This window comes from Clavibacter sp. (assembly GCF_014802555.1).
Lineage (GTDB): Bacteria > Actinomycetota > Actinomycetes > Actinomycetales > Microbacteriaceae > Clavibacter > Clavibacter sepedonicus.
The window spans coordinates 1-21,385 of the sequence record NZ_JAAVCB010000037.1 but is presented as its reverse complement, the minus strand read 5'-3'; the positions used below and the strand labels follow the sequence as shown (position 1 = coordinate 21,385).

At 72.2% G+C, this 21,385-nt stretch carries 21 protein-coding genes; 14 read left to right on the top strand and 7 right to left on the bottom strand.

All coding sequences use genetic code 11. From position 1 onward, the window contains the following. Positions 1-680: 5-oxoprolinase subunit C family protein (locus HDR73_RS04735; protein WP_287136275.1), on the top strand; the 680-nt coding region annotated here is incomplete at its 5' end. A gap of 52 nt (positions 681-732) precedes the next feature. Here HDR73_RS04735 and HDR73_RS04730 read toward each other — a convergent pair. From HDR73_RS04730 to HDR73_RS04715, 4 genes are all read right to left on the bottom strand, one after another. After that, a complete protein-coding gene (locus HDR73_RS04730; RefSeq protein WP_012299834.1) occupies positions 733-1,551 on the bottom strand; it encodes a DUF2510 domain-containing protein in 819 nt (272 codons plus the stop codon). Positions 1,552-1,669: 118 nt separating this feature from the next. Next, a complete protein-coding gene (locus HDR73_RS04725; RefSeq protein ID WP_012299835.1) occupies positions 1,670-4,168 on the bottom strand; it encodes an excinuclease ABC subunit UvrA in 2,499 nt (832 codons plus the stop codon). Between the two features lie 110 nt (positions 4,169-4,278). Next, positions 4,279-4,491, bottom strand: a complete 213-nt coding sequence (locus tag HDR73_RS04720) for a hypothetical protein (RefSeq protein WP_012299836.1) — start codon at positions 4,489-4,491, stop codon at positions 4,279-4,281. A gap of 178 nt (positions 4,492-4,669) precedes the next feature. Then, positions 4,670-6,691 (bottom strand): beta-galactosidase, encoded by a 2,022-nt coding sequence (locus HDR73_RS04715; RefSeq protein WP_012299837.1) that lies wholly within the window; start codon positions 6,689-6,691, stop codon positions 4,670-4,672. A gap of 200 nt (positions 6,692-6,891) precedes the next feature. Between HDR73_RS04715 and HDR73_RS04710 the strand changes: the two genes are divergently transcribed. The 5 genes from HDR73_RS04710 (at position 6,892) to HDR73_RS04690 (ending at position 11,231) form a co-directional block, all read left to right on the top strand. Beyond that, positions 6,892-7,650: an ABC transporter substrate-binding protein gene (locus HDR73_RS04710; RefSeq protein WP_256890514.1), complete on the top strand. Its 759-nt coding sequence runs from the start codon at positions 6,892-6,894 to the stop codon at positions 7,648-7,650. Then, positions 7,620-8,186, top strand: a complete 567-nt coding sequence (locus HDR73_RS04705) for an extracellular solute-binding protein (RefSeq protein ID WP_256890513.1) — start codon at positions 7,620-7,622, stop codon at positions 8,184-8,186. The genes HDR73_RS04710 and HDR73_RS04705 overlap by 31 nt, the downstream gene beginning before the upstream one ends. Before the next feature lie 227 nt (positions 8,187-8,413). Beyond that, positions 8,414-9,283, top strand: a complete 870-nt coding sequence (locus HDR73_RS04700) for a carbohydrate ABC transporter permease (RefSeq protein WP_086935963.1) — start codon at positions 8,414-8,416, stop codon at positions 9,281-9,283. Between the two features lie 3 nt (positions 9,284-9,286). Beyond that, entirely contained in the window at positions 9,287-10,189 is a 903-nt protein-coding gene (locus HDR73_RS04695; RefSeq protein WP_012299839.1) for a carbohydrate ABC transporter permease, read from the top strand. Positions 10,190-10,214: 25 nt separating this feature from the next. Further along, positions 10,215-11,231 carry a LacI family DNA-binding transcriptional regulator gene (locus HDR73_RS04690; RefSeq protein ID WP_012299840.1) on the top strand — a complete coding sequence of 339 codons (1,017 nt, stop codon included), beginning with the start codon at positions 10,215-10,217 and terminating at the stop codon, positions 11,229-11,231. A gap of 79 nt (positions 11,232-11,310) precedes the next feature. Here the strand turns inward: HDR73_RS04690 and HDR73_RS04685 are convergent, their stop codons facing one another. Further along, a complete protein-coding gene (locus HDR73_RS04685) occupies positions 11,311-12,354 on the bottom strand; it encodes a sigma-70 family RNA polymerase sigma factor (protein WP_012299841.1) in 1,044 nt (347 codons plus the stop codon). 316 nt (positions 12,355-12,670) lie between these two features. Here HDR73_RS04685 and HDR73_RS04680 point away from each other — a divergent pair, with 316 nt between their 5' ends. Genes HDR73_RS04680 through ccsB form a run of 5 tightly spaced genes read left to right on the top strand, consistent with a single transcriptional unit; the run spans position 12,671 to position 17,316 of the window. Next, entirely contained in the window at positions 12,671-13,315 is a 645-nt protein-coding gene (locus tag HDR73_RS04680) for a histidine phosphatase family protein (RefSeq protein ID WP_041464692.1), read from the top strand. After that, positions 13,315-13,923, top strand: coding sequence for a TlpA family protein disulfide reductase (locus tag HDR73_RS04675; protein WP_041465057.1), 609 nt, complete (start codon positions 13,315-13,317; stop codon positions 13,921-13,923). Before HDR73_RS04680 ends, HDR73_RS04675 begins: the two co-directional genes overlap by 1 nt. Continuing rightward, entirely contained in the window at positions 13,924-14,664 is a 741-nt protein-coding gene (locus tag HDR73_RS04670) for a cytochrome c biogenesis CcdA family protein (RefSeq protein ID WP_012299844.1), read from the top strand. It abuts the gene before it with no gap. After that, positions 14,648-16,294 carry a cytochrome c biogenesis protein ResB gene (resB, locus tag HDR73_RS04665; RefSeq protein WP_012299845.1) on the top strand — a complete coding sequence of 549 codons (1,647 nt, stop codon included), beginning with the start codon at positions 14,648-14,650 and terminating at the stop codon, positions 16,292-16,294. The genes HDR73_RS04670 and resB overlap by 17 nt, the downstream gene beginning before the upstream one ends. Further along, positions 16,291-17,316: a c-type cytochrome biogenesis protein CcsB gene (gene ccsB, locus HDR73_RS04660; RefSeq protein ID WP_012299846.1), complete on the top strand. Its 1,026-nt coding sequence runs from the start codon at positions 16,291-16,293 to the stop codon at positions 17,314-17,316. Before resB ends, ccsB begins: the two co-directional genes overlap by 4 nt. A 39-nt stretch (positions 17,317-17,355) precedes the next feature. On the opposite strand, the gene HDR73_RS04655 is transcribed toward ccsB, so the two are convergent. Further along, positions 17,356-18,339 carry an o-succinylbenzoate synthase gene (locus HDR73_RS04655; protein ID WP_012299847.1) on the bottom strand — a complete coding sequence of 328 codons (984 nt, stop codon included), beginning with the start codon at positions 18,337-18,339 and terminating at the stop codon, positions 17,356-17,358. A gap of 54 nt (positions 18,340-18,393) precedes the next feature. Between HDR73_RS04655 and HDR73_RS04650 the strand changes: the two genes are divergently transcribed. Together HDR73_RS04650 and HDR73_RS04645 are read left to right on the top strand one after the other, a co-directional pair. Further along, complete coding sequence (locus HDR73_RS04650) at positions 18,394-19,305, top strand: 1,4-dihydroxy-2-naphthoyl-CoA synthase (protein WP_012299848.1); 912 nt, start codon at positions 18,394-18,396, stop codon at positions 19,303-19,305. A gap of 19 nt (positions 19,306-19,324) precedes the next feature. Next, positions 19,325-20,539 carry an AMP-binding protein gene (locus tag HDR73_RS04645; RefSeq protein ID WP_086935920.1) on the top strand — a complete coding sequence of 405 codons (1,215 nt, stop codon included), beginning with the start codon at positions 19,325-19,327 and terminating at the stop codon, positions 20,537-20,539. Between the two features lie 89 nt (positions 20,540-20,628). Here HDR73_RS04645 and HDR73_RS04640 read toward each other — a convergent pair whose 3' ends face one another. Continuing rightward, positions 20,629-20,802: a CsbD family protein gene (locus HDR73_RS04640; protein ID WP_012299850.1), complete on the bottom strand. Its 174-nt coding sequence runs from the start codon at positions 20,800-20,802 to the stop codon at positions 20,629-20,631. A gap of 132 nt (positions 20,803-20,934) precedes the next feature. Between HDR73_RS04640 and HDR73_RS04635 the strand changes: the two genes are divergently transcribed. Beyond that, entirely contained in the window at positions 20,935-21,243 is a 309-nt protein-coding gene (locus tag HDR73_RS04635) for a hypothetical protein (protein ID WP_012299851.1), read from the top strand. The last annotated feature ends 142 nt before the right edge of the window (positions 21,244-21,385 follow it).

Below are 21,385 nucleotides of genomic sequence, written 5' to 3'. Positions count from 1 at the left end.
TGCTGCGGGCGACGGCCGCCGTGTGGGTCGCCGTCACGGGCGCCGTCGGACCGCTCGTGCGCACGGTGGGCCGCCGGTCGCGGCCCGCGCCGTACGCCGCGGCCGTGCTGCTCGACGCCGGCGACGCCCTCGAGATCGGGTCGGCTGTCGCGGGGATCCGCTGGTACCTGGCGGTGCGCGGCGGCATCGACGTCGCGCCCGTCCTCGGCTCCCGCGCGACCGACATGCTCTCCCGCGTGGGACCCGCGCCCGTCGCGGTGGGCGACGTGCTGCCCGTCGGATCCGCGCCCGCCCGGCCCGTGCCCCCGATCGACTCGCTCGCGGTCTCCGCGCCCGCCGACGGCGACGTGGTCCTCCGCGCGTCGCCCGGCCCGCGCCTCGACTGGTTCGTCGACGGATCCTGGACCGCGCTCCTCGACCGCGGGTGGGAGGTGACCGCCGAGGCCGACCGCGTGGGCGTCCGCCTCGACGGCGAGCCGCTCGAGCGGCGGATCCCGGGTGAGCTCCCCAGCGAGGGCGTCGTCACCGGCGCGCTCCAGGTGCCGCCGTCGGGCCGGCCGATCCTGTTCCTCGCCGACCACCCCATGACGGGCGGCTACCCGGTCATCGGCGTGGTCGCCCGCGACGACGTCCGCCTCGCCGCGCAGCTGCGCCCCGGCCAGCGCATCCGCTTCGTGTGAGCGGACGCGCCGACCGGGGCGCGGGACGTGCGGCGGGCGGGCCGACTGCGGATCAGTAGCGGCCGGTGCTGTACATCTGCATCGTCGTGGAGAAGGCCTCGACGAACTTGACGATGGAGATGAACGCGACGATGACGTTGAGCCCGACCCAGAGCCAGATCGGCGACAGCGCGTTCGCGGGCGCGCCCTCGATGCGGCGGCGGACGACGATCGACCGCCCGATGAGGTAGACGCCGCCGGCGACGGGGATGAACGCCCACGCCCAGTGGAAGGGGCGGACGATGCCGCGGCGCGTGAGGTCGCGCCAGTCGACGAACGCGAGCGCGACGGATCCGCCCCACAGGAGGAACTGGACGAGGCTGCTGATCGCCGAGGCGACCAGGGCGTCGGGTCGCGGGCCGCGGGGACTCATCTCGAGCGCGGTGCGGTAGTCGACGTTCAGCGCGAGGACGATCGAGACGAGCGGCAGCGCCGCGAGGACCCAGATCGCCCACGTGAACGGGGACGTGGACGCGGGCACCTGCGGGGGAGGGGTCGGGGCGGCATAGGGCGTCTGCGCGTACCCGGCCTGCGCGTAGGGCTGCTGCCCGTACGGCTGGCCGGGAGCCTGCTGGCCGTAGGCCGGCGGCGCGGCTGCGGCCCCCGGGGCCTCCGGGGCCACGTGGCCGGAGCCCGGAGCGGCGGCGGGCTGCCCCGCGGATCCCTGAACGTCACCCTGCTGGCCCGCGGACGACGAGGCCGCGGCGGCGGCCGGCGCGTCGGCCAGGTGGTCGGTCCAGCGCGTGCCGTCCCACCAGCGCAGGCGGTCGGATCCTGCGGGGTCCGCGTACCAGCCCGCGGGCGTGGAGGGTGTACCGGTCGAGTCAGTCACGAGGTGCTCCTAGGGGCGTGCGGGATGGAGGCGAGCGCGTCGGACGCACCGGGGCGCGACCGCAAGAGGTCAGACTACCCACGTCGCGCTGGGCCCGTGCCGTCCTGCGCGACCCGTCTCAGGAGGCGTCGAGCCGCCGCGCGAGGTACGGCGCCGTCCGGCTCCCCGCGGCGTCGGCGACCTCCCGCGGGGTGCCCTGCGCCACGATCCGGCCGCCTTGGTCGCCGCCCGACGGCCCGAGGTCGATCACGCGGTCGGCATCCGCCACCACGTCCATCTCGTGCTCCACCACGACGACCGTGTTGCCCGCGTCCACCAGCCCCTGCAGCTGCCGGAGGAGGAGCACCACGTCGGCCGGATGGAGGCCCGTCGTCGGCTCGTCGAGCAGGTAGAGGGTGTGGCCGCGCGGCGCCCGCTGCAGCTCGGTGGCCAGCTTGATCCGCTGCGCCTCGCCGCCCGACAGCTCGGTCGCGGGCTGGCCGAGCCGCAGGTAGCCGAGGCCCACGTCGCGGAGCGTCGCGAGGGCGCGGGCCGCGAGCGGCACGTCCTGCAGGAAGCCGTGCGCCTCGTCCACCGTCATGCCCAGGACGTCCGCGATCGACTTCCCGTGGTACTCGATCTCCCGCGTCGCCGGCTCGTACCTGGCGCCGTGGCAGGTGGGGCACGGGCCGTAGGAGCCCGGCAGGAAGAGGAGCTCGACCGTCACGGATCCCTCGCCCTGGCAGGTCTCGCACCGCCCGCCCGCGACGTTGAACGAGAACCGGCCGGCGCCGTAGCCGCGGGCGCGCGCCTCATCGGTGGCGGCGTACGTGCGCCGCACCGCGTCGAAGAGCCCGGTGTAGGTGGCGAGCGTCGAGCGGGGCGTGCGGCCGATGGGGCGCTGGTCGACCGACACGAGCCGGTCGACGGCGTCGGCCCCCTCCACCCGGGCGATCCGCGCGGGGCCCGACGCGTCGTCGTCGCCATCCGCGTCGTCCGCCTGCTCGACCACCACGCGGTCGGGCGCGAGCGAGGCCCGCAGCAGGTCCGGCAGCACGCGGCTCACGAGCGTCGACTTGCCGGATCCGGACACGCCCGTCACCGCGACCATCACGCCGAGCGGGATCTCCACGTCGAGGTCCACGAGGTTGTGCAGCGTCACGCCCGTCGCCCGGATGCTCCCGGTCGGCGTGCGCGGCGTCCGCTCGGCGCGCGGAGGCGCGAGGTCCGGGAAGAGGTGCGGTCGGGTCGCCGACGCCTCCACCTCGCGGAGCCCGTCGACGGGACCGCTGTAGACGACGGATCCGCCCGCCTGCCCCGCGCCCGGCCCCACGTCCACGATCCAGTCGGCGCGCCGCACGACGTCCATGTCGTGCTCGACCACGAACACGGAGTTGCCGGAGTCGCGCAGCTGCTCGAGCACCTCGAGCAGCGGCTCGGCGTCGGCCGGGTGCAGCCCCGCCGACGGCTCGTCGAGCACGTAGACGACGCCGAAGAGCCCCGACCGCAGCTGCGTCGCGAGACGGAGCCGCTGCATCTCGCCGGGCGACAGCGTCGTGGTGACGCGACCGAGGCTGAGGTAGCCGAGCCCGAGGTCCACCAGCACGGCGAGGCGTGCGACGAGGTCGGTCGTGATGGTCACGGCCACGTCGCCCATGCCGTCCGCCGGCGCGATGGCCGTCGCGAGGTCCGCGAGCGTCAGCGCGTTGAGCTCCTGGATGCTGCGGCCCGCGAAGGTCACGGCCAGCGCCTCCGGCGTGAGCCCGCTCCCGCCGCACCGCTCGCACGTGCCCGAGACCATGTGCGCGAGCGCGGCGTCGCGGAGCCGCGGGCTCGCCGAGTCGGCGAGCGTGTGCAGCACGTAGGAGCGCGCGCTCCAGAACCGCCCGTTGTAGGGCTTCGCCACGCGGTCGCGCTGCGGCGTGATCTGCACCACCGGCTGCTCCTCGGTGAAGAGGATCCAGTCGCGCGACTCCCGCGGCAGCTCGCGCCACGGCACGTCCACGTCGTACCCGAGCGCGATGGTGACGTCGCGCAGGTTCTTGCCCTGCCAGGCGCCCGGCCATGCGGAGATCGCGCCTTCTCGGATGGAGAGCGACGGATCCGGCACGAGCGACGCCTCGGTCACGGTGTGCGCGACGCCGAGCCCGTGGCACACGGGGCACGCGCCCGCGGCCGTGTTGGGCGAGAAGGCGTCGGAGTCGAGCCGGCCCTGGCCCGCGGGGTACGTCCCGGCCCGCGACATGAGCATCCGGAGCGAGTTGGACAGCGTGGTCACGGTGCCGACGGTCGAGCGCGTGCTCGGTGCTCCGCGGCGCTGCTGCAGCGCGACCGCCGGCGGTAGGCCCGTGATGCTCTCGACGTGCGGCGTCTGCTCCTGCCGGATCAGCCGGCGCGCGTAGGGCGCCACCGACTCGAAGAAGCGGCGCTGCGCCTCTGCGTAGACGGTGCCGAACGCGAGCGACGACTTGCCGGACCCCGAGACGCCCGTGAAGGCCACGATCCGGTCGCGCGGGATGTCGACGTCCACGTCGCGGAGCGTGTTCTCGGACGCACCTCGCACCCGGACGAAGCCGTCGGCCTGCCCGGTGTCGGCGGCGTGGTGGTCGGATGCGGGAGGCGTGGGGGAGGCAGGCACCTGCTCGACCCTAGGCCTGCGCGCGCGCGATCGTCGATCCGGTGCGAGCGCGGCCGGGAGGTGCTATCGGCCGCCGGGCGGGCGCATGCAACGCCCGCCCGGCGCTCGGGTCAGCCGAGCGCGCGGCGCGCCTCCTGGAGCGTGGGGAAGTCGCCGACGTCGCGGCCGAGGCGGTCGGTGACGTGGAAGCCGACGCCCCACCGCTCCTCGGAGAGACCCGCGAACTCGTCGCCGCGTCGGGCGACCCAGAGCCCCGCGGCGACGGGGGACCAGCTGATGCCGGGGATGTCGGTCTGGCCGGGTGCGGCCTGCGTGAGAGCCATTGCTCCTCCTTCTCCGCGGCTCGTCATCGAGCCGCCTGCTGTCGTCGTCGACGTGGATGCGCGTCGCGACGCCTTCCGATGGGGTGGAACACGACTGTATGCGCACTAACGGCTAGTGGGCGCTCTTCTGAGCGGATCCGCAGGACCGGGCCCGCGGATCCGCTCGTCCACGGTCCGGTCATCCGGCCGTGCGCACCACCCGCACCGCGCCTGCCGGCACCTCGAGCGCCCCGTCCGCCTCGGTCCCGGTGAGCAGCTCGGCGCCGCGGATCGCCACCGTCCGCGGATCGTCGGCGTGGTTGACGAGGAAGGTGAACGCCTCGCCATCGCCGTGCCGCGTCACGCGCTCCAGGCCGTCCGGGGCCGGCTCCGCGTCGATGCCCGCCTGGGCCAGCACGTCGGCGAGCAGCGCGTCGAGCGCCGCCGGGTCGAGGCGCGTCGAGACGTACCAGGCGGCGCCGGATCCGACGGCATTCCGTGTGATCGCGGGTCCATCTGCTGCCGGTCCCGACGCGTAGCGCACGAGCGCCTCGGCGCCGCACAGCACGATGTCGTCGGCCCAGCCGGTTCCCGTCGCGCCGGAGTCGAGCGCCACGGTCTCGTCGGCGCGCAGCGGAATGAACTCCTGCACGCCGAGCCCCAGCACGTCGCGGAGCGCGCCGGGCGCCATCCCCTCGTGCACGGCGTCGTCCTGATCCACGATGCCGCTGAAGTACGACACCACGAGCCGCCCGCCGCCCGCGACGAAGTCCCTGAGGTTCCGCGACCCCTCCTCGTCGAGCAGGTACTGGGCGGGTGCGAGCACCACGTCGTAGCCCGACAGGTCGTGGTGCGGATGCGCGAAGTCGACCGTCACACCCCGGTGCCAGAGCGCCGTGTAGAAGGCCTCGACGCGCTCGCGGTGGTCGAGCTCCACCGACGGGCGCCACTCGAGATCCTGCGCCCAGGACGACTGGATGTCCCAGAGGATCGCGACGCGGGCGCGGACGCGGGATCCGCGCACGGGCGCGAGCGCGGCCACGTCCGCGCCGAGCGCCACGACCTCGCGCCAGATCCGCGTGTCCGTGCCACCGTGCGGCAGCATCGCCGAGTGGAACTTCTCCGCGCCGAAGCGGGAGGCGCGGAACTGGAAGAACATGACGGCGTCGGATCCGCGCGCCACGTGGGCGAGGCTGTTGCGCGCCATCTCCCCGGGCCGCTTCGCGATGTTGCGCGGCTGCCAGTTCACGGCGGATGTGGAGTGCTCCATGAGCATCCACGGCCGGTTGCCCGCGAAGGAGCGCGTGAGGTCGGCGTCGAGCGCGAGCATCACGTGGCTGTCCCGGCGCTCGGCCGTGAGGTAGTGGTCGTTCGCGACGACGTCGACCTCCCGGCTCCACCGCCAGTAGTCGATGGACGGGCAGCTCGATGCCATGAAGTTCGTGGTGATCGGCAGATGGGGCGTGTGCTCCCGGATCGCGTCACGCTCGGCGGTGAAACAGGCGAGGAGCGCATCCGACGTGAAGCGCGCGAAGTCGAGCCGCTGCGTCTGATTCGTGGTGCTCGCCGACTGCCGGGGGGCGTCGATCTCGTCCCACGTCCCGTATCGCTGACCCCAGAACGACGTGCCCCACGCGCGGTTGAGTTCATCCAGCGAGCCGTATCGGGCCTCGAGCCAGGCACGGAAGGCGCGCACCGAGTGGTCGGAGTAGCAGTCGCTGATGGGCGCGCCGTACTCGTTGTGCACGTGCCACATCACGAGAGAGGGGTGGTCCCGGTAGCGCTCGGCGAGCCGGCGGGCGATCTCCGTCGCCGCCCTGCGGTACTCGGGGCTCGAAGGGCTGACCATGCCGCGGGATCCGAAGCCGAGCGCCGTGCCGGAGCGCGTGACGGGACGCGAGTCGGGGTAGCGCGCCCAGAACCAGGCGGGCGGAGCGGCGGTGGGCGTGCCCAGGTCGACGTCGATCCCGTTGGCGTGGAGGAGGTCCATGACCTCGTCGAGCAGCGCGAAGTCGTACACGCCTTCGCTCGGCTCCAGCACGGACCACGAGAAGATGCCGATGCTCACGAGGTTCACGCCAGCCTCGCGCATCAGCCGGACGTCCTCGTGCCACGTCTCGCGGGGCCACTGCTCCGGGTTGTAGTCACCGCCGTATCGCAGGGCTTCGGTGCCGCGCGGCCAGGTGAGCGGGCGCGGGCTGTCGCGGCGATCCGGATCCATGTCATCTCCTTTGACTGTGTGCGCTCCCAGTTCTAACACACGCAGTTCGGGAGGTAACGACCGCATCACGGGTAATTGACACGCCCTTTGTGCTGTGCGTTACTGAGAGCGCTCACAGTCAGCGTCGACCCGTATCTCGTCACCCGACGGCCTGTGCTCTGCGTGAGCGCTCCCACTCAGCCTTTCGCCAAGGAGGACGAATGCGCACATCCATCCGCACAGCCGCGGTCGCGGCGGCAGCTGCCGCCGTGCTGATCACCACCGGATGCGCCCCGGGCGCAGCAGACGACGGGCCCGTCGAGCTCAGCTATTGGGCTTGGGCGCCCGACCTCGACAAGGTCGTCGACATCTGGAACCAGCAGAACCCCGACATCCAGGTCACCGTGAACAAGCAGGACGGCGGCGACCCCGCCGTCACCAAGCTGCTCACCGCGATCAAGGCAGGCAGCGGCGCCCCGGACCTGATGCAGGCCGAGTACCAGAAAATCCCGACCCTCGTCTCCGCCGACGCGATCGCGGACATCTCCGAGCAGGGCGCCGGAGACCTCGAGGGCGACTTCAGCGCAGGCGTGTGGTCGAGCGTGACCCTGGGCGGCGACGCCGTCTACGCGATCCCGCAGGACGTCGCACCCATGATGCTCTTCTACCGCGCGGACATCCTCGCCGAGCGCGGCATCGCCGTCCCGACGACGTGGGACGAGTACCGTGCCGCGGCGGACGCCGTGCACGCGGCCGACCCCTCGCAGTGCCTCGGCACGTTCTCCGCGAGCGACGCCGGATCCTTCGCGGGACTCGCGCAGCAGGCGGGTGCCTCCTGGTGGTCCATCGACGGCGACGCGTGGGGAGTGGGCATCGCGGCGCAGCCCACGGAGGAGGTCGCGTCGTACTGGGCGACCTCGTCGAGTCCGGCGCCATCGACAACAAGCCCATGTACACGCCGGAGTGGAACCAGGGGCTGAACGACGGCACGCAGGTCGGCTGGATCAGCGCCGTGTGGGCGCCCAGCGTCCTCGCTTCCAACGCGCCGGACACTGCGGGGAAGTGGGCCGCGGCACCGCTGCCGCAGTGGGACGCGTCGTCGCCCGCGACCGGCACGTGGGGCGGATCCACCACCGCCGTCACCACGCAGTCGGAGCACAAGGAAGCGGCCGTGGAGTTCGCCAAGTGGCTGAACACCGACCCGGAGGCGGTGAAGGCGCTCGCCGACATCTCGAACGTCTACCCGGCGGACACCGAGGCAGTGGCCGACGCGCTCGACACCGCGCCCGAGTTCTTCAGCTCGCAGCCCGACTTCTACGACGTCGCGGCCGAGGCTGCCGACTCGATCGCGCCGTTCACCTACGGTCCGAACGTCAACGTCGCGTACAGCGCCTTCAACGACGAGTTCGCGAAGGCCGCTGACAGCCGCAAGAGCGCCGACTTCCTCGCGGCCGTCGACGCCATGCAGCGGATCACGGTGGCCGACATGGAGAAGAACGGCTTCACGGTCAGGTGACCCCACCGTTCCGCCGGTCGGTGCACGATGCCGGCCGGCGGATCCCCCGGCGCCCGAGGCGCCATCCGCGCCGACGCGCATCCCCAGACAGAGAGGTCTCCCACGTGACCGAGACGGCGGCGCCCGCGCGCCCGACCCCCACCGGCGCAGGCTCCGCACCGCGCCTCCCCGCGGCGCGTCCGCGCACGCACGGCACGTTCCGCTCGCGCGTGCTGGTGCCCTATGCGATGCTCGCCCCGGGTATCATCCTGTTCGCCCTGTTCATGCTCGCCCCCATCGTCTACACGCTGATGCTCAGTTTCCAGAGAAAGCAGGTCGTGGGCCTCGGGCTGGGCTCGGGCGGCAGTACCACGGTCTTCGCCGGGCTCGACAACTACGCGGGTGCGCTCGGGGATCCCGAGTTCGCCGCGTCGGTCGGCCGGGTCCTCCTCTACGGGCTCATCCTCATCCCGTGCATGCTCGGCCTCGCCCTGCTGTTCGCGCTCCTGCTCGACTCCCGGCGCTCCCGGGCCACGGGCTTCTCGCGCGTCGCGATCTTCCTGCCCTACGCCGTCCCGGCGGTCATCAGCTCACTGCTCTGGGGCTTCCTCTACCTGCCGGCCGTGAGCCCCTTCTACTACCTCGCGGACCTCGTCGGATGGGACGCACCCGAGGTGCTGTCCAGCGGCCTCATCATGTTCGGCATCGCCAACATCGCGCTATGGGGCGGCGTCGGCTTCAACATGATCGTGATGTACACGTCCCTCAAGGCCGTGCCCACCGAGATCTACGAGGCCGCCCGCATCGACGGCGCGAGCGAGGTGCAGGTGGCGCTGCGCATCAAGATCCCCATCATCACGCCATCGCTCATCATGACCGGCTTATTCTCGATCATCGCGACGCTGCAGGTCTTCGCCGAGCCGACGACGCTGCGTCCCCTCACCAACACCCTCTCCACGAGCTGGACGCCGCTCATGAAGATCTACCGCGACGCGTTCACGCGCGACGACATCTACTCGGCGGCCGCCAGCTCGATCGTGATCGCAGGAGCCACGTTCCTCGTGTCGTTCCTGTTCCTCCGCGTCGTGCAGAAGCGCGCCTTCGGACAGGAGGACTGACCCGTGTCCACGATCACCGCCCCGCGCGCCGCTGGCGAGCGCGCCCTCACCCCACCGCTCGCCCCGCGCCGCCGCGCGCCCGGTCGTCCCAGCGCGGTCGCGACCGTCATCCTGATCCTCGGCGCCGTCTACTGCCTGCTGCCCGTCGTCTGGGTCGTCATGGCCTCGACCAAGAGCTCGGGCGAGCTGTTCTCCACCTTCACGTTCGCGCCGAGCGCCAACCTGTTCGCGAACATCGCCGAGCTCAGCGCCTACCGCGACGGCATCTACTGGCGCTGGATGCTCAACACCGCCCTCTACGCGGGCGTCGGCGCCATCCTCTCCACCTACGTCTCCGCGCTGTCCGGCTACGTGCTCGCGAAGTTTGCGTTCCCCGGCCGCGACGCCGTGTTCACCGTACTGCTCATGGGTGTGCTGGTCCCCGGTGTGATCCTCGCCATCCCGCAGTACTTCTTGATGGCGCAGGTGGGCCTCACCAACACGTACTGGGCGGTGCTGCTGCCGCAGATCATCAGCCCCTACGGCATCTACCTCGCTCGGATCTACTCGGCGGCGTCCGTGCCGACCGATGTCATGGAGGCGGCGCGCACCGACGGCGCGAAAGAGATGTACGTGTTCCACCGCATCGCGATGCCGATGATGCTGCCGGGCCTCGTCACGATCCTGCTGTTCCAGTTCGTCGCGATCTGGAACAACTTCCTGCTGCCGTACATCATGCTCGGCGACGACAGCCTGTTCCCGCTCACGGTCGGGCTCAACGGCCTGCTGAACCAGGGGGCGTCGGCGCCGTCGATGTACACGCTCGTGATCACGGGGGCCCTGCTGTCGATCCTGCCGCTCATCGCGATGTTCCTGCTGCTGCAGCGGTTCTGGCGCGTCGACCTCGCGGCCGGCGCCGTCAAGTAAGGGGGGGCGACCCTAGACTCGCGCCATGGTCACCAGAAGCGGCAGGCGGCGTCCCACCATCGAGGACGTCGCGGCCGAGGCGGGGGTGTCCCGGGGCACCGTGTCCCGCGTCCTCAACGGCGGCCACTGGGTGAGCGCGGACAAGCTGCAGGCCGTCAACGCGGCGATCAAGAAGACGCAGTACCGCGTGAACCCCCACGCCCGAGGGCTGGTCACGCGCCGATCCGACTCTGTGGCGTTCCTCCTCACGGAGCGGCACGAGCTCCTGTTCGAGGACCCGAACTTCTCCCGGCTGATGCGCGGCACGGCGGAGGCGCTCGCCGAGCGCGATGTGTCGCTCGTGCTGATCATGGCGGGCACGCCGGACGAGCAGCGGCGGGCGAAGGAGTTCATCATCGCGGGCCACATCGACGGCGTGCTGCTCGTGTCGTGGCACAGCGGAGCGCGGGACCTCGTCAACGACATCCACCTCGCGGGCGTGCCGGTCGTCGCGTGCGGGGTGCCCCTCGGCTTCGAGCGGAGCCTCGGCTACGTCGCGGCGGACGACGAGGAGGGCGCGCGCACCATGACGGCGCATCTGCGCGGCCTCGGGCGCACGCGCGTCGAGACGATCACGGGCCCGCCGGACACCTCGGGCGGCACGAAGCGGCTCGAGGGATATCGGGCCGAGCTCGGCGACGCCTTCGATCCGGCGCTCGTCGCGGTCGGGGACTACGGAGTGGAGAGCGGCGCGCGGGCGATGGCCGAGCTGCTCGAACGGGCTCCGGACCTCGACGCGGTGTTCGCCGCCAACGATCTCATGGCGACGGGCGCGTTGCGTGTGCTCGCCGAGCGCGGCCGCCGCGTGCCCGAGGACGTCGCCGTCGGCGGGTTCGACGACTCGCCCGTCGCCGCCACCGCGTCGCCGGCCCTCACCACGATGCGGCAGCCGTTCGACCGCGTCAGCTCCGAGATGGTGCGCCTGCTCATGCAGGTGATCGAGGGGGAGCGGCCCGCGAGCATCGTGCTGCCGACCGACCTCGTGATCCGCGACTCCGCCTGACCGGATCAAGCCGGGCGACCTCGTGCACACGAGGGCCGCCCGCGACGTGCGCGGACGGCCCTCGTGTCGTGCGGCGGGATCAGCCGCGGATGTACATCTCCAGCTCCGGGATGCGGAGCTTGGCGAGCACCTTCTTCTCGATCTGGCGCACGCGCTCGCGCGTCACGCCGAGCTGCTGGCTCACGAAGGCGAGCGAGCGCGGCTCGAGGCCGGCCAGGCCGAAGCGCATCCGCACGACCTCGGCGTCGCGCTCGGCGAGCCCGTCGATGAGGCGCGTGACGTGCGCGGCCATGAGCTGCTGCGTCACCACGTCGATGGGCTGCGTGACGTCGGCGTCCTCGATGAGGTCGGCCATCTCGGTGTCGCCGTCGCCGCCGCTGCCGCCCACGAGGACCTGCAGCGACATGGGCTCCTGCGCGCGGTCGAGCAGGTAGCGCACCTTGGTGACGGGCGTGTCGGACTCGCGCGCGATCTCCTCCATGGAGGGGTCGCGGCCGAGCTCGTCTCCGAGCTCGCGCTGCACGGCGTTGATGCGGTTGATGTGCTCGACCGTGTGCACGGGGATCCGGATGGTGCGGCTCGTGTCGGCCATGCCGCGGGTGATGGACTGCTTGATCCACCAGGACGCGTAGGTCGAGAACTTGAAGCCGGCCTGGTAGTCGAACTTCTCGACGGCGCGGACGAGGCCCATGTTGCCCTCCTGGATGAGGTCCAGGAACGGCAGGCCGCGGCCCGTGTAGCGCTTGGCGATGCTGACGACGAGGCGCAGGTTCGCGTTCACGAGGTGCTGCTTGGCGCGCATCCCGTCCTGGGCCAGCGTCTGGTACTCGCGGCGCTCGGCGGGGGTGAGGTCGGTGCGGGTGTCGAGGACCTCCTGCGACAGCACGCCCACCTCGATGCGGCGGGCGACGCTCACCTCGAGCTCGGCGGTCAGCAGCGGCACGCGGCCGATCTGGCGCAGGTAGTCCTTCACGGCGTCGGTGCTGGCGCCGGGGGTGACGAGCGAGGGCTCGGGGAGGTCGGAGTCCGCGTACGGATCCACGGGGCGGGCGGACTCGATGTGGTCGAGCTCGGTGTCGGAGGCGGTCTCGGCGGCCGTGGTCCTGGTCGGTGTCATCGTCATGGTGCCCGTTCCTTCCGTGCCGTCGCGGACGGCATCGTCATGCGGGCCCGCGTCCGTTAGACGGGGGTCTCTGCGAGGTCCCGTGTTCCACAGGGCTCTCGCTGGGAGGCCGGATCACGACCTCGAGCACCTAACTTAGCGTGCGATTCCTTTGGGGCCCAAACGTTTGTATACACACGTAATATCCGGTCGAAGCCGGTCTCGAGAGGCCGGCCCCCACCGGTGCGCACAATCTTATTGGGGACGAATGATTAGCGCAGGGGGTTGCGTCTGATCCTCGGCGGTTGTACATCTGCTCGCCACCTACACTTGACGGGTGGTCGCCTCACGAATCCATCTCGTCCGCCATGGCGAGGTGCACAACCCGCACGGAGTCCTCTACGGACGCATCCCGGGATACGGCCTCTCCGAGCTCGGCCACCGCATGGCCGACGCCGCCGCGCAGGCGCTGGAGGAGGCGGGTGCCCCCGTCAACCGCGTCATCGCCTCGCCGCTGCAGCGCGCGCAGGAGTCCGCGGCCCCGTGGGCCGAGCGCTTCGCCCTCGAGGTCCAGACCGACGAGCGGGTCATCGAGCCCACCAACCGCTTCGAGGGATCCAAGTTCCCCTCGCCCGCCCGCATCGCGCGCTCGCCGCGCCTCTGGCCGCTGGTCGTCGATCCCGTGAAGCCCAGCTGGGGCGAGTCGTACCGCTCCATCGCCGCGCGCATGGCGGAGGCCGTGAAGGCCGCGTACCGCTCCGTGCCCGACGGCGACGTCGTCATCGTCAGCCACCAGCTGCCCATCTGGATGGTCCACCTCTCCCTCTCGGGCGAGCGCCTCTTCCACGACCCGCGCCAGCGCCGCTGCGCCCTGTCGAGCATCACCACGGTCGAGCGCGTCGGCGACCGCTTCGTCGAGACGGGCTACATCGACCCGGCGGCCGGTCTCGCCGCCGACGCCGTCGACCAGGGGGCGGTGTGATGCCCGGCGTCAGCCGTCGCAGCATCCTCGCCGCCGCCGCATCCGCCGTGCTGGGTGCCGTCGCGCTCTCGGGCTGCACCGAGGATCCGCTCGCCGCCGAGTTCAAGGCCGGCGACAACAAGCGCTACATCGCCGGCGACGGCACGTTCACCGAGATCCCGCTCGCCGAGCGCGCGGCACCCGTCGAGTTCTCCGGCACGCTGTCGGACGGCACGGAGATCACCTCGGCTGACTACGTCGGCGCCGTCACGGTCCTCAACTTCTGGTACGCCGAGTGCCCGCCCTGCCGCCTCGAGGCGAAGGACCTGCAGGCCGCGAGCGAGGAGCACGCGCCCGACGGCGTCAAGTTCCTCGGCGTCAACACGCGCGACCAGCGCCCGAACGTCGACTCCTTCGACAAGACCTACGGCATCACCTACCCGTCCGTCCTCGACGTCGAGGACACGTCCATGCAGCTCGCGTTCGCCGGCACCATCGCGCCGAACGCCGTGCCCGCCACCATCATCCTCGACCGCCAGGGGCGCGTCGCCTCCCGGGTGCTCGGGCAGATCGACCCCGGGGTGCTCCGCACGCTCGTGAAGGACACCGTCGCCGAGGCGGCGGGGTAGGTGGACCAGATCCAGAGCGTCCTCTCCGGCCAGCTCCTCGTCGCGGTGCCGCTCGCGCTGCTCGCGGGCCTGGTCTCGTTCGCGTCGCCGTGCGTGCTGCCGCTCGTGCCCGGCTACCTCGGGTACATCGGCGGCATGGCGGAGGCGAAGGGCGGATCGGCGACGCGTCGCCGGCTGCTCCTCGGCACGGCGCTGTTCGTGCTCGGCTTCTCCGCCGTCTTCATCGTCACCACGCTCGTCTCGGCCACGGCCGGCTTCTGGCTCATGCGCTGGCAGGACGTCATCACGCGCATCCTCGGCGTGGTCCTCATCGTCATGGGACTCGTCTTCACCGGTCGGCTCGGCTTCCTGCAGCGGCAGGTGAAGAGCTCGTGGCGCCCGGCGACCGGCCTCGCGGGCGCGCCGCTCCTCGGCGTCGTGTTCGGCATCGGCTGGGCGCCCTGCATCGGCCCGACGCTCGCCGTCGTCATCTCCATGAGCCTCACCTCGGCCGACGCGGGCCGCGGCGTGCTGCTCGGGGTGGCCTACTGCATCGGGCTCGGCGTGCCGTTCCTCCTCGTGGCCCTCGGCCTCGGCTGGATGACGCGCACCGTCGGGTTCCTCCGTCGCCACATCCGCACCCTCAACCTCGTGGGGGGAGCGCTGCTGGTCATCACCGGCGTGCTCATGGTCTCCGGCCTCTGGTCGGCGTGGATGCTCCAGCTCCAGGGGGTGATCGCCACGTATGTCCCGGCCATCTGACCACGTCGACTCCCCGCGGCAGGCGCCGCGCGAGGGGGCGCCCATCACGCAGCCCAAGCTCGGCTTCCTCGGCACGCTGCGGTGGTTCTGGCGTCAGCTCACGAGCATGCGCACGGCGCTGTTCCTGCTGCTGATGCTCGCGTTCGCAGCGATCCCCGGATCCCTCGTGCCGCAGCGCAGCTCCGACCCGAACGGCGTGACGCAGTTCCGCGCCGACAACCCGGACCTGTACCCGATCCTCGACAAGCTCCAGGTGTTCGACACGTACAGCTCCGTCTGGTTCTCCTCCATCTACCTGCTGCTGTTCATCAGCCTCATCGGCTGCGTCGTGCCGCGCGCCAAGCACCACTTCGATGCGCTCCGCCAGGCGCCGCCCAAGACGCCCGCCCGGCTCTCCCGCCTCGCCGGGTACACGACGCGGGCGACCACCGCGGATCCGGTCGACGCGATCCGCCAGGCGCGCGCGCTGCTCAAGCGCCAGCGCTACCGCACCGTCCTCGTCGACGACGCGTCGGACGCGGGCGGCGTGCTCTCCGTCTCGGCCGAGCGCGGCTACATGCGCGAGACCGGCAACCTGGTCTTCCACTCCGCGCTCGTGGGGATCCTCGTCACGGTCGGCATCGGCGGCGGCTTCGGCTACTCCGGGCAGAAGGTGCTCGTGGAGGGGCAGTCGTTCGTGAACACGCTCTCCACCTTCGACTCGTTCAACCCGGGCCGCTTCTTCGACGACTCATCGCTCACCCCGTACCGCGTGAAGCTCAACGCCCTGCACGTGCAGTACGAGCAGGAGAACCCGAACGCCATCGGCCAGCCGCTCGACTTCACGGCCGACGTCACCGCGGACGTGCCGGGCGGACAGCCGCAGGACCGCGAGGTGAAGGTCAATGACCCTCTGGCCATCGGCGGCACCGACATGTACCTGCTCGGCAACGGGTACGCGCCGCACGTGACGGTGCGTGATCCCCAGGGCACCGTCGTCTACAGCGCCGACGTGCCGTTCCTCCCGCAGGATGCGAAGCTCACGTCCCTCGGCGTCGTCAAGGTGCCGGACGGGCTGCGCGAGCAGGTCGGGATGCTCGGCTTCTTCTACCCGACGCAGGGCGCGGAGAAGGCGCCGTTCTTCTCCTCCTACCCCGACCTCGACAACCCGCTGCTGACGTTGAACGTCTACACGGGTGACCTCGGGATCGACGGCGGCGTGCCGACGTCCGTCTACACGCTCGACACGGGGAACCTGACGCAGCTCACCGGCGGCAAGACGGGCGTCCAGTCCATCGAGCTCGCCCCCGGCCAGACGACGGACCTGCCCGACGGCCTCGGCAGCGTGAGCCTCGACTCCGTGCCGCGCTTCGTCTCGTTCGACGTGCACCACGACCCGACGCAGCGCTGGGTGCTGCTGTTCGCGATCCTCGTGCTCGGCGGCCTGCTCACCTCCCTCTTCGTGCCGCGCCGGCGCGTGTGGGTGAAGGCGGTGCCGCAGGCCGACGGATCCACGACCCTCGAGTACGCGGGACTCGCCCGCGGCGAGGACCCCACGCTGGAGGCCGCCGTCGCGGCCCTGGCCTCCACGCACGTCGCCGGTCTCACGCCGGACGCCGTGTCAGATGCAGAAGTTAGGCTCCACTCGTGAACACGGCCATGCTCGACGACGTCTCCCTCATCGCGCTCATCGTCGCGATGGGGCTCTACGCGGCCGCGTTCATCGCGTTCGCCCTCGACCTCGCGCGGCGCTCCGCGCTCGTGGCGGACGCGGCCACCACCGCGGCACGTCAGCCCTCCGCCGTCGGCGCCACCGCCGCGCGCCGCGGAGGCACCACCACCATCGAGCGCGAGCCCGCGTCGTCAGGCGGTGGCCGCGTCGCCACCGGGCCGGGCGCGCCCGTCGCCGCCGGCCGATCCCTCAGCCTCAACGTCGCCATGGTTCTGCTCGTCGTCGGGTTCGTCGCGCACGCGATCGCCACCGTGCTGCGGGGCCTCGCCGCCTCGCGCGTGCCGTGGGCCAACATGTACGAGTTCGCCATGACCGGCACGCTGCTCATCCTCAGCGTCTACCTCATCGTGCTCACGCGCCGCGACCTGCGCTTCCTCGGCACCTTCGTCACGGGCCTCATCCTCATCCTGCTGGGCATCGCGGTGGTCCAGTACCGCGTCGAGGTGGCACCGCTGCCGCCGTCGCTGCAGTCGTACTGGCTCGTGATCCACGTCTTCGTCGCCGCGCTCGGCACCGGCTTCTTCGCCCTCGCGTTCGCGCTCTCGGGCGTGCAGCTGCTGCAGTTCCGGCGCGAGTCGCTGGCCGCCGACGCGCAGGCCGCCAAGATGCGCTTCCTCGCCACGCTGCCCGACTCGGTCACGCTCGAGTCGATGGCGTACCGCCTCAACATCGTGGGCTTCATCTTCTGGACCTTCACGCTCATGGCCGGCGCCGTCTGGGCCGAGCGCGCGTGGGGCCGCTACTGGGGCTGGGACACCAAGGAGGTCTGGACCTTCATCATCTGGGTGCTCTACGCCGGCTACATCCACGCGCGGGCCACGCGCGGCTGGCGCGGGTCGCGCTCGGCGTGGCTCGCCATCATCGGGTTCTCCGCCGTCATGTTCAACTTCGGCGTCGTCAACGTGTTCTTCAAGGGGCTGCACACCTACAGCGGGCTGTAGCCGCTCGGGCTGCCGCCGCTCGCGCTGCCGCCGATCGGGTCACGCGCGGGCGAGCACGGCGTGCGTGCGGCGGATCCGGTCGAGCCACCAGGCGCGGCGGTCGGCGTCGGCAGCGTGGGCGTCCAGGAGGCTCGCGTCCGGCGTCACGCGCCGCACCGGGATCCGGCCGTCGACCGGCACGAGCGGCTCGGCCACCACGTCCTCGACGAAGAGCGAGACCGTGCCGAGGCCGCAGTCGTGCGGGAGCTCGGGGATCGCGGCCGCGAGGTGCGCGGCCATCGAGATCCCGACGCTCGTGTCGAGCGCGCTCGAGACCACCACGGGCAGGCCCGCGTCGCGGGTGATCCGCAGCGCGCGGTGGATCCCGCCGAGCGGCTGCGCCTTGATCACCAGCAGGTCGGCGGCGCCGGCCCGGGCGACCCGCAGCGGGTCATCGGCCTTGCGCACGCTCTCATCGGCGGCGATCGGCACGCCCAGGTGGCGGATCCGCCCGCGCAGCTCGGCGAGCTCCTCCACCGACGCGCACGGCTGCTCCGCGTACTCGAGGTCGTGCTCCGCGAGGGCGTGGATCGCGTGCTCCGCCTCGTCGACGTTCCATGCCGCGTTCGCGTCGATGCGCACGCGGCCCTCGGGGCCGAGCAGGCGGCGCACCTCGGCGACGCGCGTCACGTCGTCCGCGAGCGTCGTGCCGCGCTCGGCGACCTTGACCTTCGCGGTGCGGCAGCCCGGGAAGCGCGCGAGCACCTCGGCGACGCGCGACGCCTCGACGGCGGGGATCGTCGCGTTCACGAGCACGTGGTCCCGCAGGGGCGCGGGCGGCGCGGTCCACCCGAAGTCGAACGCGGCGACGAGCCAGGCGGCGGACTCGGCGTCGTCGTACTCCGTGAACGGCGAGAACTCCGTCCAGCCGAGCGGCCCCTCGATCAGCACGGCCTCGCGCACGTCGAGGCCGCGAAAGCGCGTGCGGAGCGGCAGGGCGACGACGCGGGCGGTGGCGAGGAGGTCATCGAGGGCGGGGAGCATGGAACCAGCCTCGCACCCGCGGGCGCCCGGCGGGGTGCCGCCTAGGCTGGACGCATGGTGAAGCAGGTCTCTGACATCCACGATCCCACCCGCTGGCGCGACGTCCCCCTCGCGGAGGACTTCACCGACATCACCTACCACCACGACCTCACGGGCCGGATCGCGCGCATCGCGTTCGACCGGCCCGAGGTGCGGAACGCGTTCCGTCCGCGTACGGTCGACGAGCTGTACCAGGCGCTCGACGACGCCCGGCAGGATCCGCGCATCGGCGTCGTGCTCCTCACCGGCAACGGGCCCAGCCCGAAGGACGGCGGCTGGGCGTTCTGCAGCGGCGGCGACCAGCGGATCCGCGGACGCGACGGCTACAAGTACGGCGAGGGCGAGACCGCGGAGGGCGTCGACCCGGCGCGCGCCGGACGCCTGCACATCCTCGAGGTGCAGCGGCTGATCCGCTTCATGCCGAAGGTCGTCATCGCGGTCGTCCCCGGCTGGGCGGCCGGCGGCGGGCACTCGCTGCACGTGGTGTGCGACCTGACGATCGCCTCCGCCGAGCACGGCCGCTTCAAGCAGACCGACGCGGACGTCGGCTCGTTCGACGGCGGCTACGGATCCGCGTACTTCGCCCGCCAGGTCGGCCAGAAGGCCGCGCGCGAGGTGTTCTTCCTCGCCGAGGAGCACAGCGCCCAGCGCATGTACGAGATGGGCGCGGTGAACCGCGTCGTCCCGCACGCCGAGCTGGAGTCGACCGCGCTCGACTGGGCCGAGACGATCCTCGGCAAGTCGCCCACCGCGATCCGCATGCTCAAGTACGCGTTCAACGCGGTGGACGACGGCATGGTCGGCCAGCAGGTGTTCGCGGGGGAGGCCACGCGGCTCGCCTACGGCACGGACGAGGCCGTCGAGGGCCGCGACTCCTTCCTCGAGAAGCGCGCGCCCGACTGGTCGCCGTATCCGTGGCAGTTCTGATCCGCGCGGGTCTCGTCCCGTGAGGCCGCTCGCGCGCCTGACCGCCTCGGGCGCCGATGTCGTGCCGCTCCTCCGCGCGGCGCTCGCGGGCGACGGGCCGGCGCTGCTCGCGCGGCCGGTGGACGCGCCCGCCGCTGCCGTCGCCGCCGGGGATCCGCCGCCGCCCGCCGAGGTCGAGCGCCGGGTCGCGCTCGTCGTCGAGACGTCCGGCACCACCTCCCGGCCGAAGCGCGTCGCCCTGTCGTCGGACGCGCTGCTGGCGAGCGCCGCCGCGTCGCAGGCGGCGCTCGGGGCGCCCGGTCAATGGATCCTCGCGCTCCCCACCCACTACATCGCCGGCCTCCAGGTGATCGTGCGCTCGATCGCGGCGGGCACGGCGCCCGCCGTCCTCGCACCCGGGAGCTTCGACCCGCGCGCCTTCGCGGAGCTCGCCGGATCCCTCGACGCGCGCGTGGCCCGCTACACGTCGCTCGTGCCCACGCAGCTGCACCGGCTCGTCGACGCGGCGGAGGGAGGCGCGGGTGTCGACCGGGCGGCGACCGGGGACGACACCCGGCGGATCCGCGACGCCGTCCGCGGCCTCGACGCGATCCTCGTGGGCGGCCAGGCGACCCCGCCGCACCTCGTCGACCGCGCGGCCGCGCTGGGCTGGCGCGTGGTGCGCACCTACGGATCCAGCGAGACCGCGGGCGGCTGCGTGTACGACGGCGTGCCGGTCGCGACGGCCGAGGTCGCGGTAGTCGACGGCCAGGTGGAGCTCGCCGGCCCGATGCTCGCGGAGGGCTACCTCGGCGACCCGGCCGCGACCGACGCGGCGTTCGCCGAGCACGACGGCCGCCGCTGGTACCGCACGGGCGACGGCGGCGAGCTGGTGGACGGCGTGCTGCGCATCATCGGACGCCTCGACGACGTCGTGATCTCCGGCGGCGAGAAGCTGCGGCTGGCCGCGGTGGAGGAGGCCGTGCGGTCGCTGGCCGCGTGGCGGGCGGGCCTCGGCGAGGCCGTCGCGGTGCCGGGCGAGCACGCGGGGTGGGGGCAGCGCCCGGTCGTCTTCGTGCCCGGCGTCGTGGATCTCGAGCTCGCGGAGCGCGTGCGGCGCGAGCTCGCCGCGCGCCTCGGACGCGTCGCGGGATCCACGCTCGTCCGGGGGATCGACGCGATGCCGAGCCTGCCGTCCGGCAAGCCCGACCGCCGCGCGCTCCGGGCGCTGGCCGACGGGGATCCGACCGTCTGAGGCGGCGGGCCGGCCCCCGGGCGTGACGAGGGGCCGGATGCTCGACACCCGGCCCCTCGCCTCTCAGGAGGGACGTCCCTCCGGAAGTCCTACTTCTTGAAGACGTCCTTGATGTTCTCGCCGGCCTGCTTGGCGCTGGCTCCGGACTGCTGCGTCTTGCCCTCGGCGACCTTGCTGTCGTCGCCGCTGACCTTGCCGAAGGCCTCCTTGGCCTTCCCCGCGAGCTTCTCGCCGGTGTTCTGGGCCTTGTCGTCTGCACTCATTCGCGCTCCTTCGTTCGGTGGATGGGACGTCTCCGACGCTACGCCCGCTCGCTTCCCGCGTCACCGTCTCCCATCGGATGCACGGGCGGCCGCCGACCCGGCACCCCGCGACGCCCGTGGGAGGATGGGCGCATGGCCACCCGCACCCCCGACGCCCGCGCGAAGGGCCTGCTCTCCTGGCTGATCCTCGCGGTCGGGGTCGTCATCGCCGCCTTCACCGTCGCGATCCTCGTGGCCGCCGTGCAGGCGGACGGCGTCGGCGAGGTGACGGGCACGCTCGTCGCGGGCGGCATCGCGACCGTGGTGGCCGCGGTCGCGTTCGTCGACCAGCGCCGCAAGGTCCGCGCGACGCGCACGGCCGAGCTGGCCGCCGGGACCCGCACGAACGCGGATGCCGACGCCGGTGCCGCCGCACCCGGGGACGACGCCGTCAGTCGATGAGCCGGAGCGCCACGAGGCGCTCTAGGTGTACTCGGCCGTGACGTTGGTGACACTTCGGGGCGTGTGAAGAGGCCTCCTGGCTTGATGGAGCTGTTCAGTTCAACCATCGCCAGGAGGCCTCGATGTCCCACGGTAATGCTCG

Coding starts and splice junctions, on each gene's coding strand:
- HDR73_RS04655 (WP_012299847.1), bottom strand. CDS start 18,339: ATGCTCCCCGCCCTCGATGACCTCCTCGCCACCGCCCGCGTCGTCGCC.
- HDR73_RS04675 (WP_041465057.1), top strand. CDS start 13,315: ATGCCCGGCGTCAGCCGTCGCAGCATCCTCGCCGCCGCCGCATCCGCC.
- HDR73_RS04685 (WP_012299841.1), bottom strand. CDS start 12,354: ATGACGATGACACCGACCAGGACCACGGCCGCCGAGACCGCCTCCGAC.
- HDR73_RS04640 (WP_012299850.1), bottom strand. CDS start 20,802: ATGAGTGCAGACGACAAGGCCCAGAACACCGGCGAGAAGCTCGCGGGG.
- HDR73_RS04650 (WP_012299848.1), top strand. CDS start 18,394: ATGGTGAAGCAGGTCTCTGACATCCACGATCCCACCCGCTGGCGCGAC.
- HDR73_RS04690 (WP_012299840.1), top strand. CDS start 10,215: ATGGTCACCAGAAGCGGCAGGCGGCGTCCCACCATCGAGGACGTCGCG.
- HDR73_RS04635 (WP_012299851.1), top strand. CDS start 20,935: ATGGCCACCCGCACCCCCGACGCCCGCGCGAAGGGCCTGCTCTCCTGG.
- HDR73_RS04700 (WP_086935963.1), top strand. CDS start 8,414: ATGCTCGCCCCGGGTATCATCCTGTTCGCCCTGTTCATGCTCGCCCCC.
- HDR73_RS04705 (WP_256890513.1), top strand. CDS start 7,620: ATGTACACGCCGGAGTGGAACCAGGGGCTGAACGACGGCACGCAGGTC.
- resB (WP_012299845.1), top strand. CDS start 14,648: ATGTCCCGGCCATCTGACCACGTCGACTCCCCGCGGCAGGCGCCGCGC.
- HDR73_RS04715 (WP_012299837.1), bottom strand. CDS start 6,691: ATGGATCCGGATCGCCGCGACAGCCCGCGCCCGCTCACCTGGCCGCGC.
- HDR73_RS04720 (WP_012299836.1), bottom strand. CDS start 4,491: ATGGCTCTCACGCAGGCCGCACCCGGCCAGACCGACATCCCCGGCATC.
- HDR73_RS04710 (WP_256890514.1), top strand. CDS start 6,892: ATGCGCACATCCATCCGCACAGCCGCGGTCGCGGCGGCAGCTGCCGCC.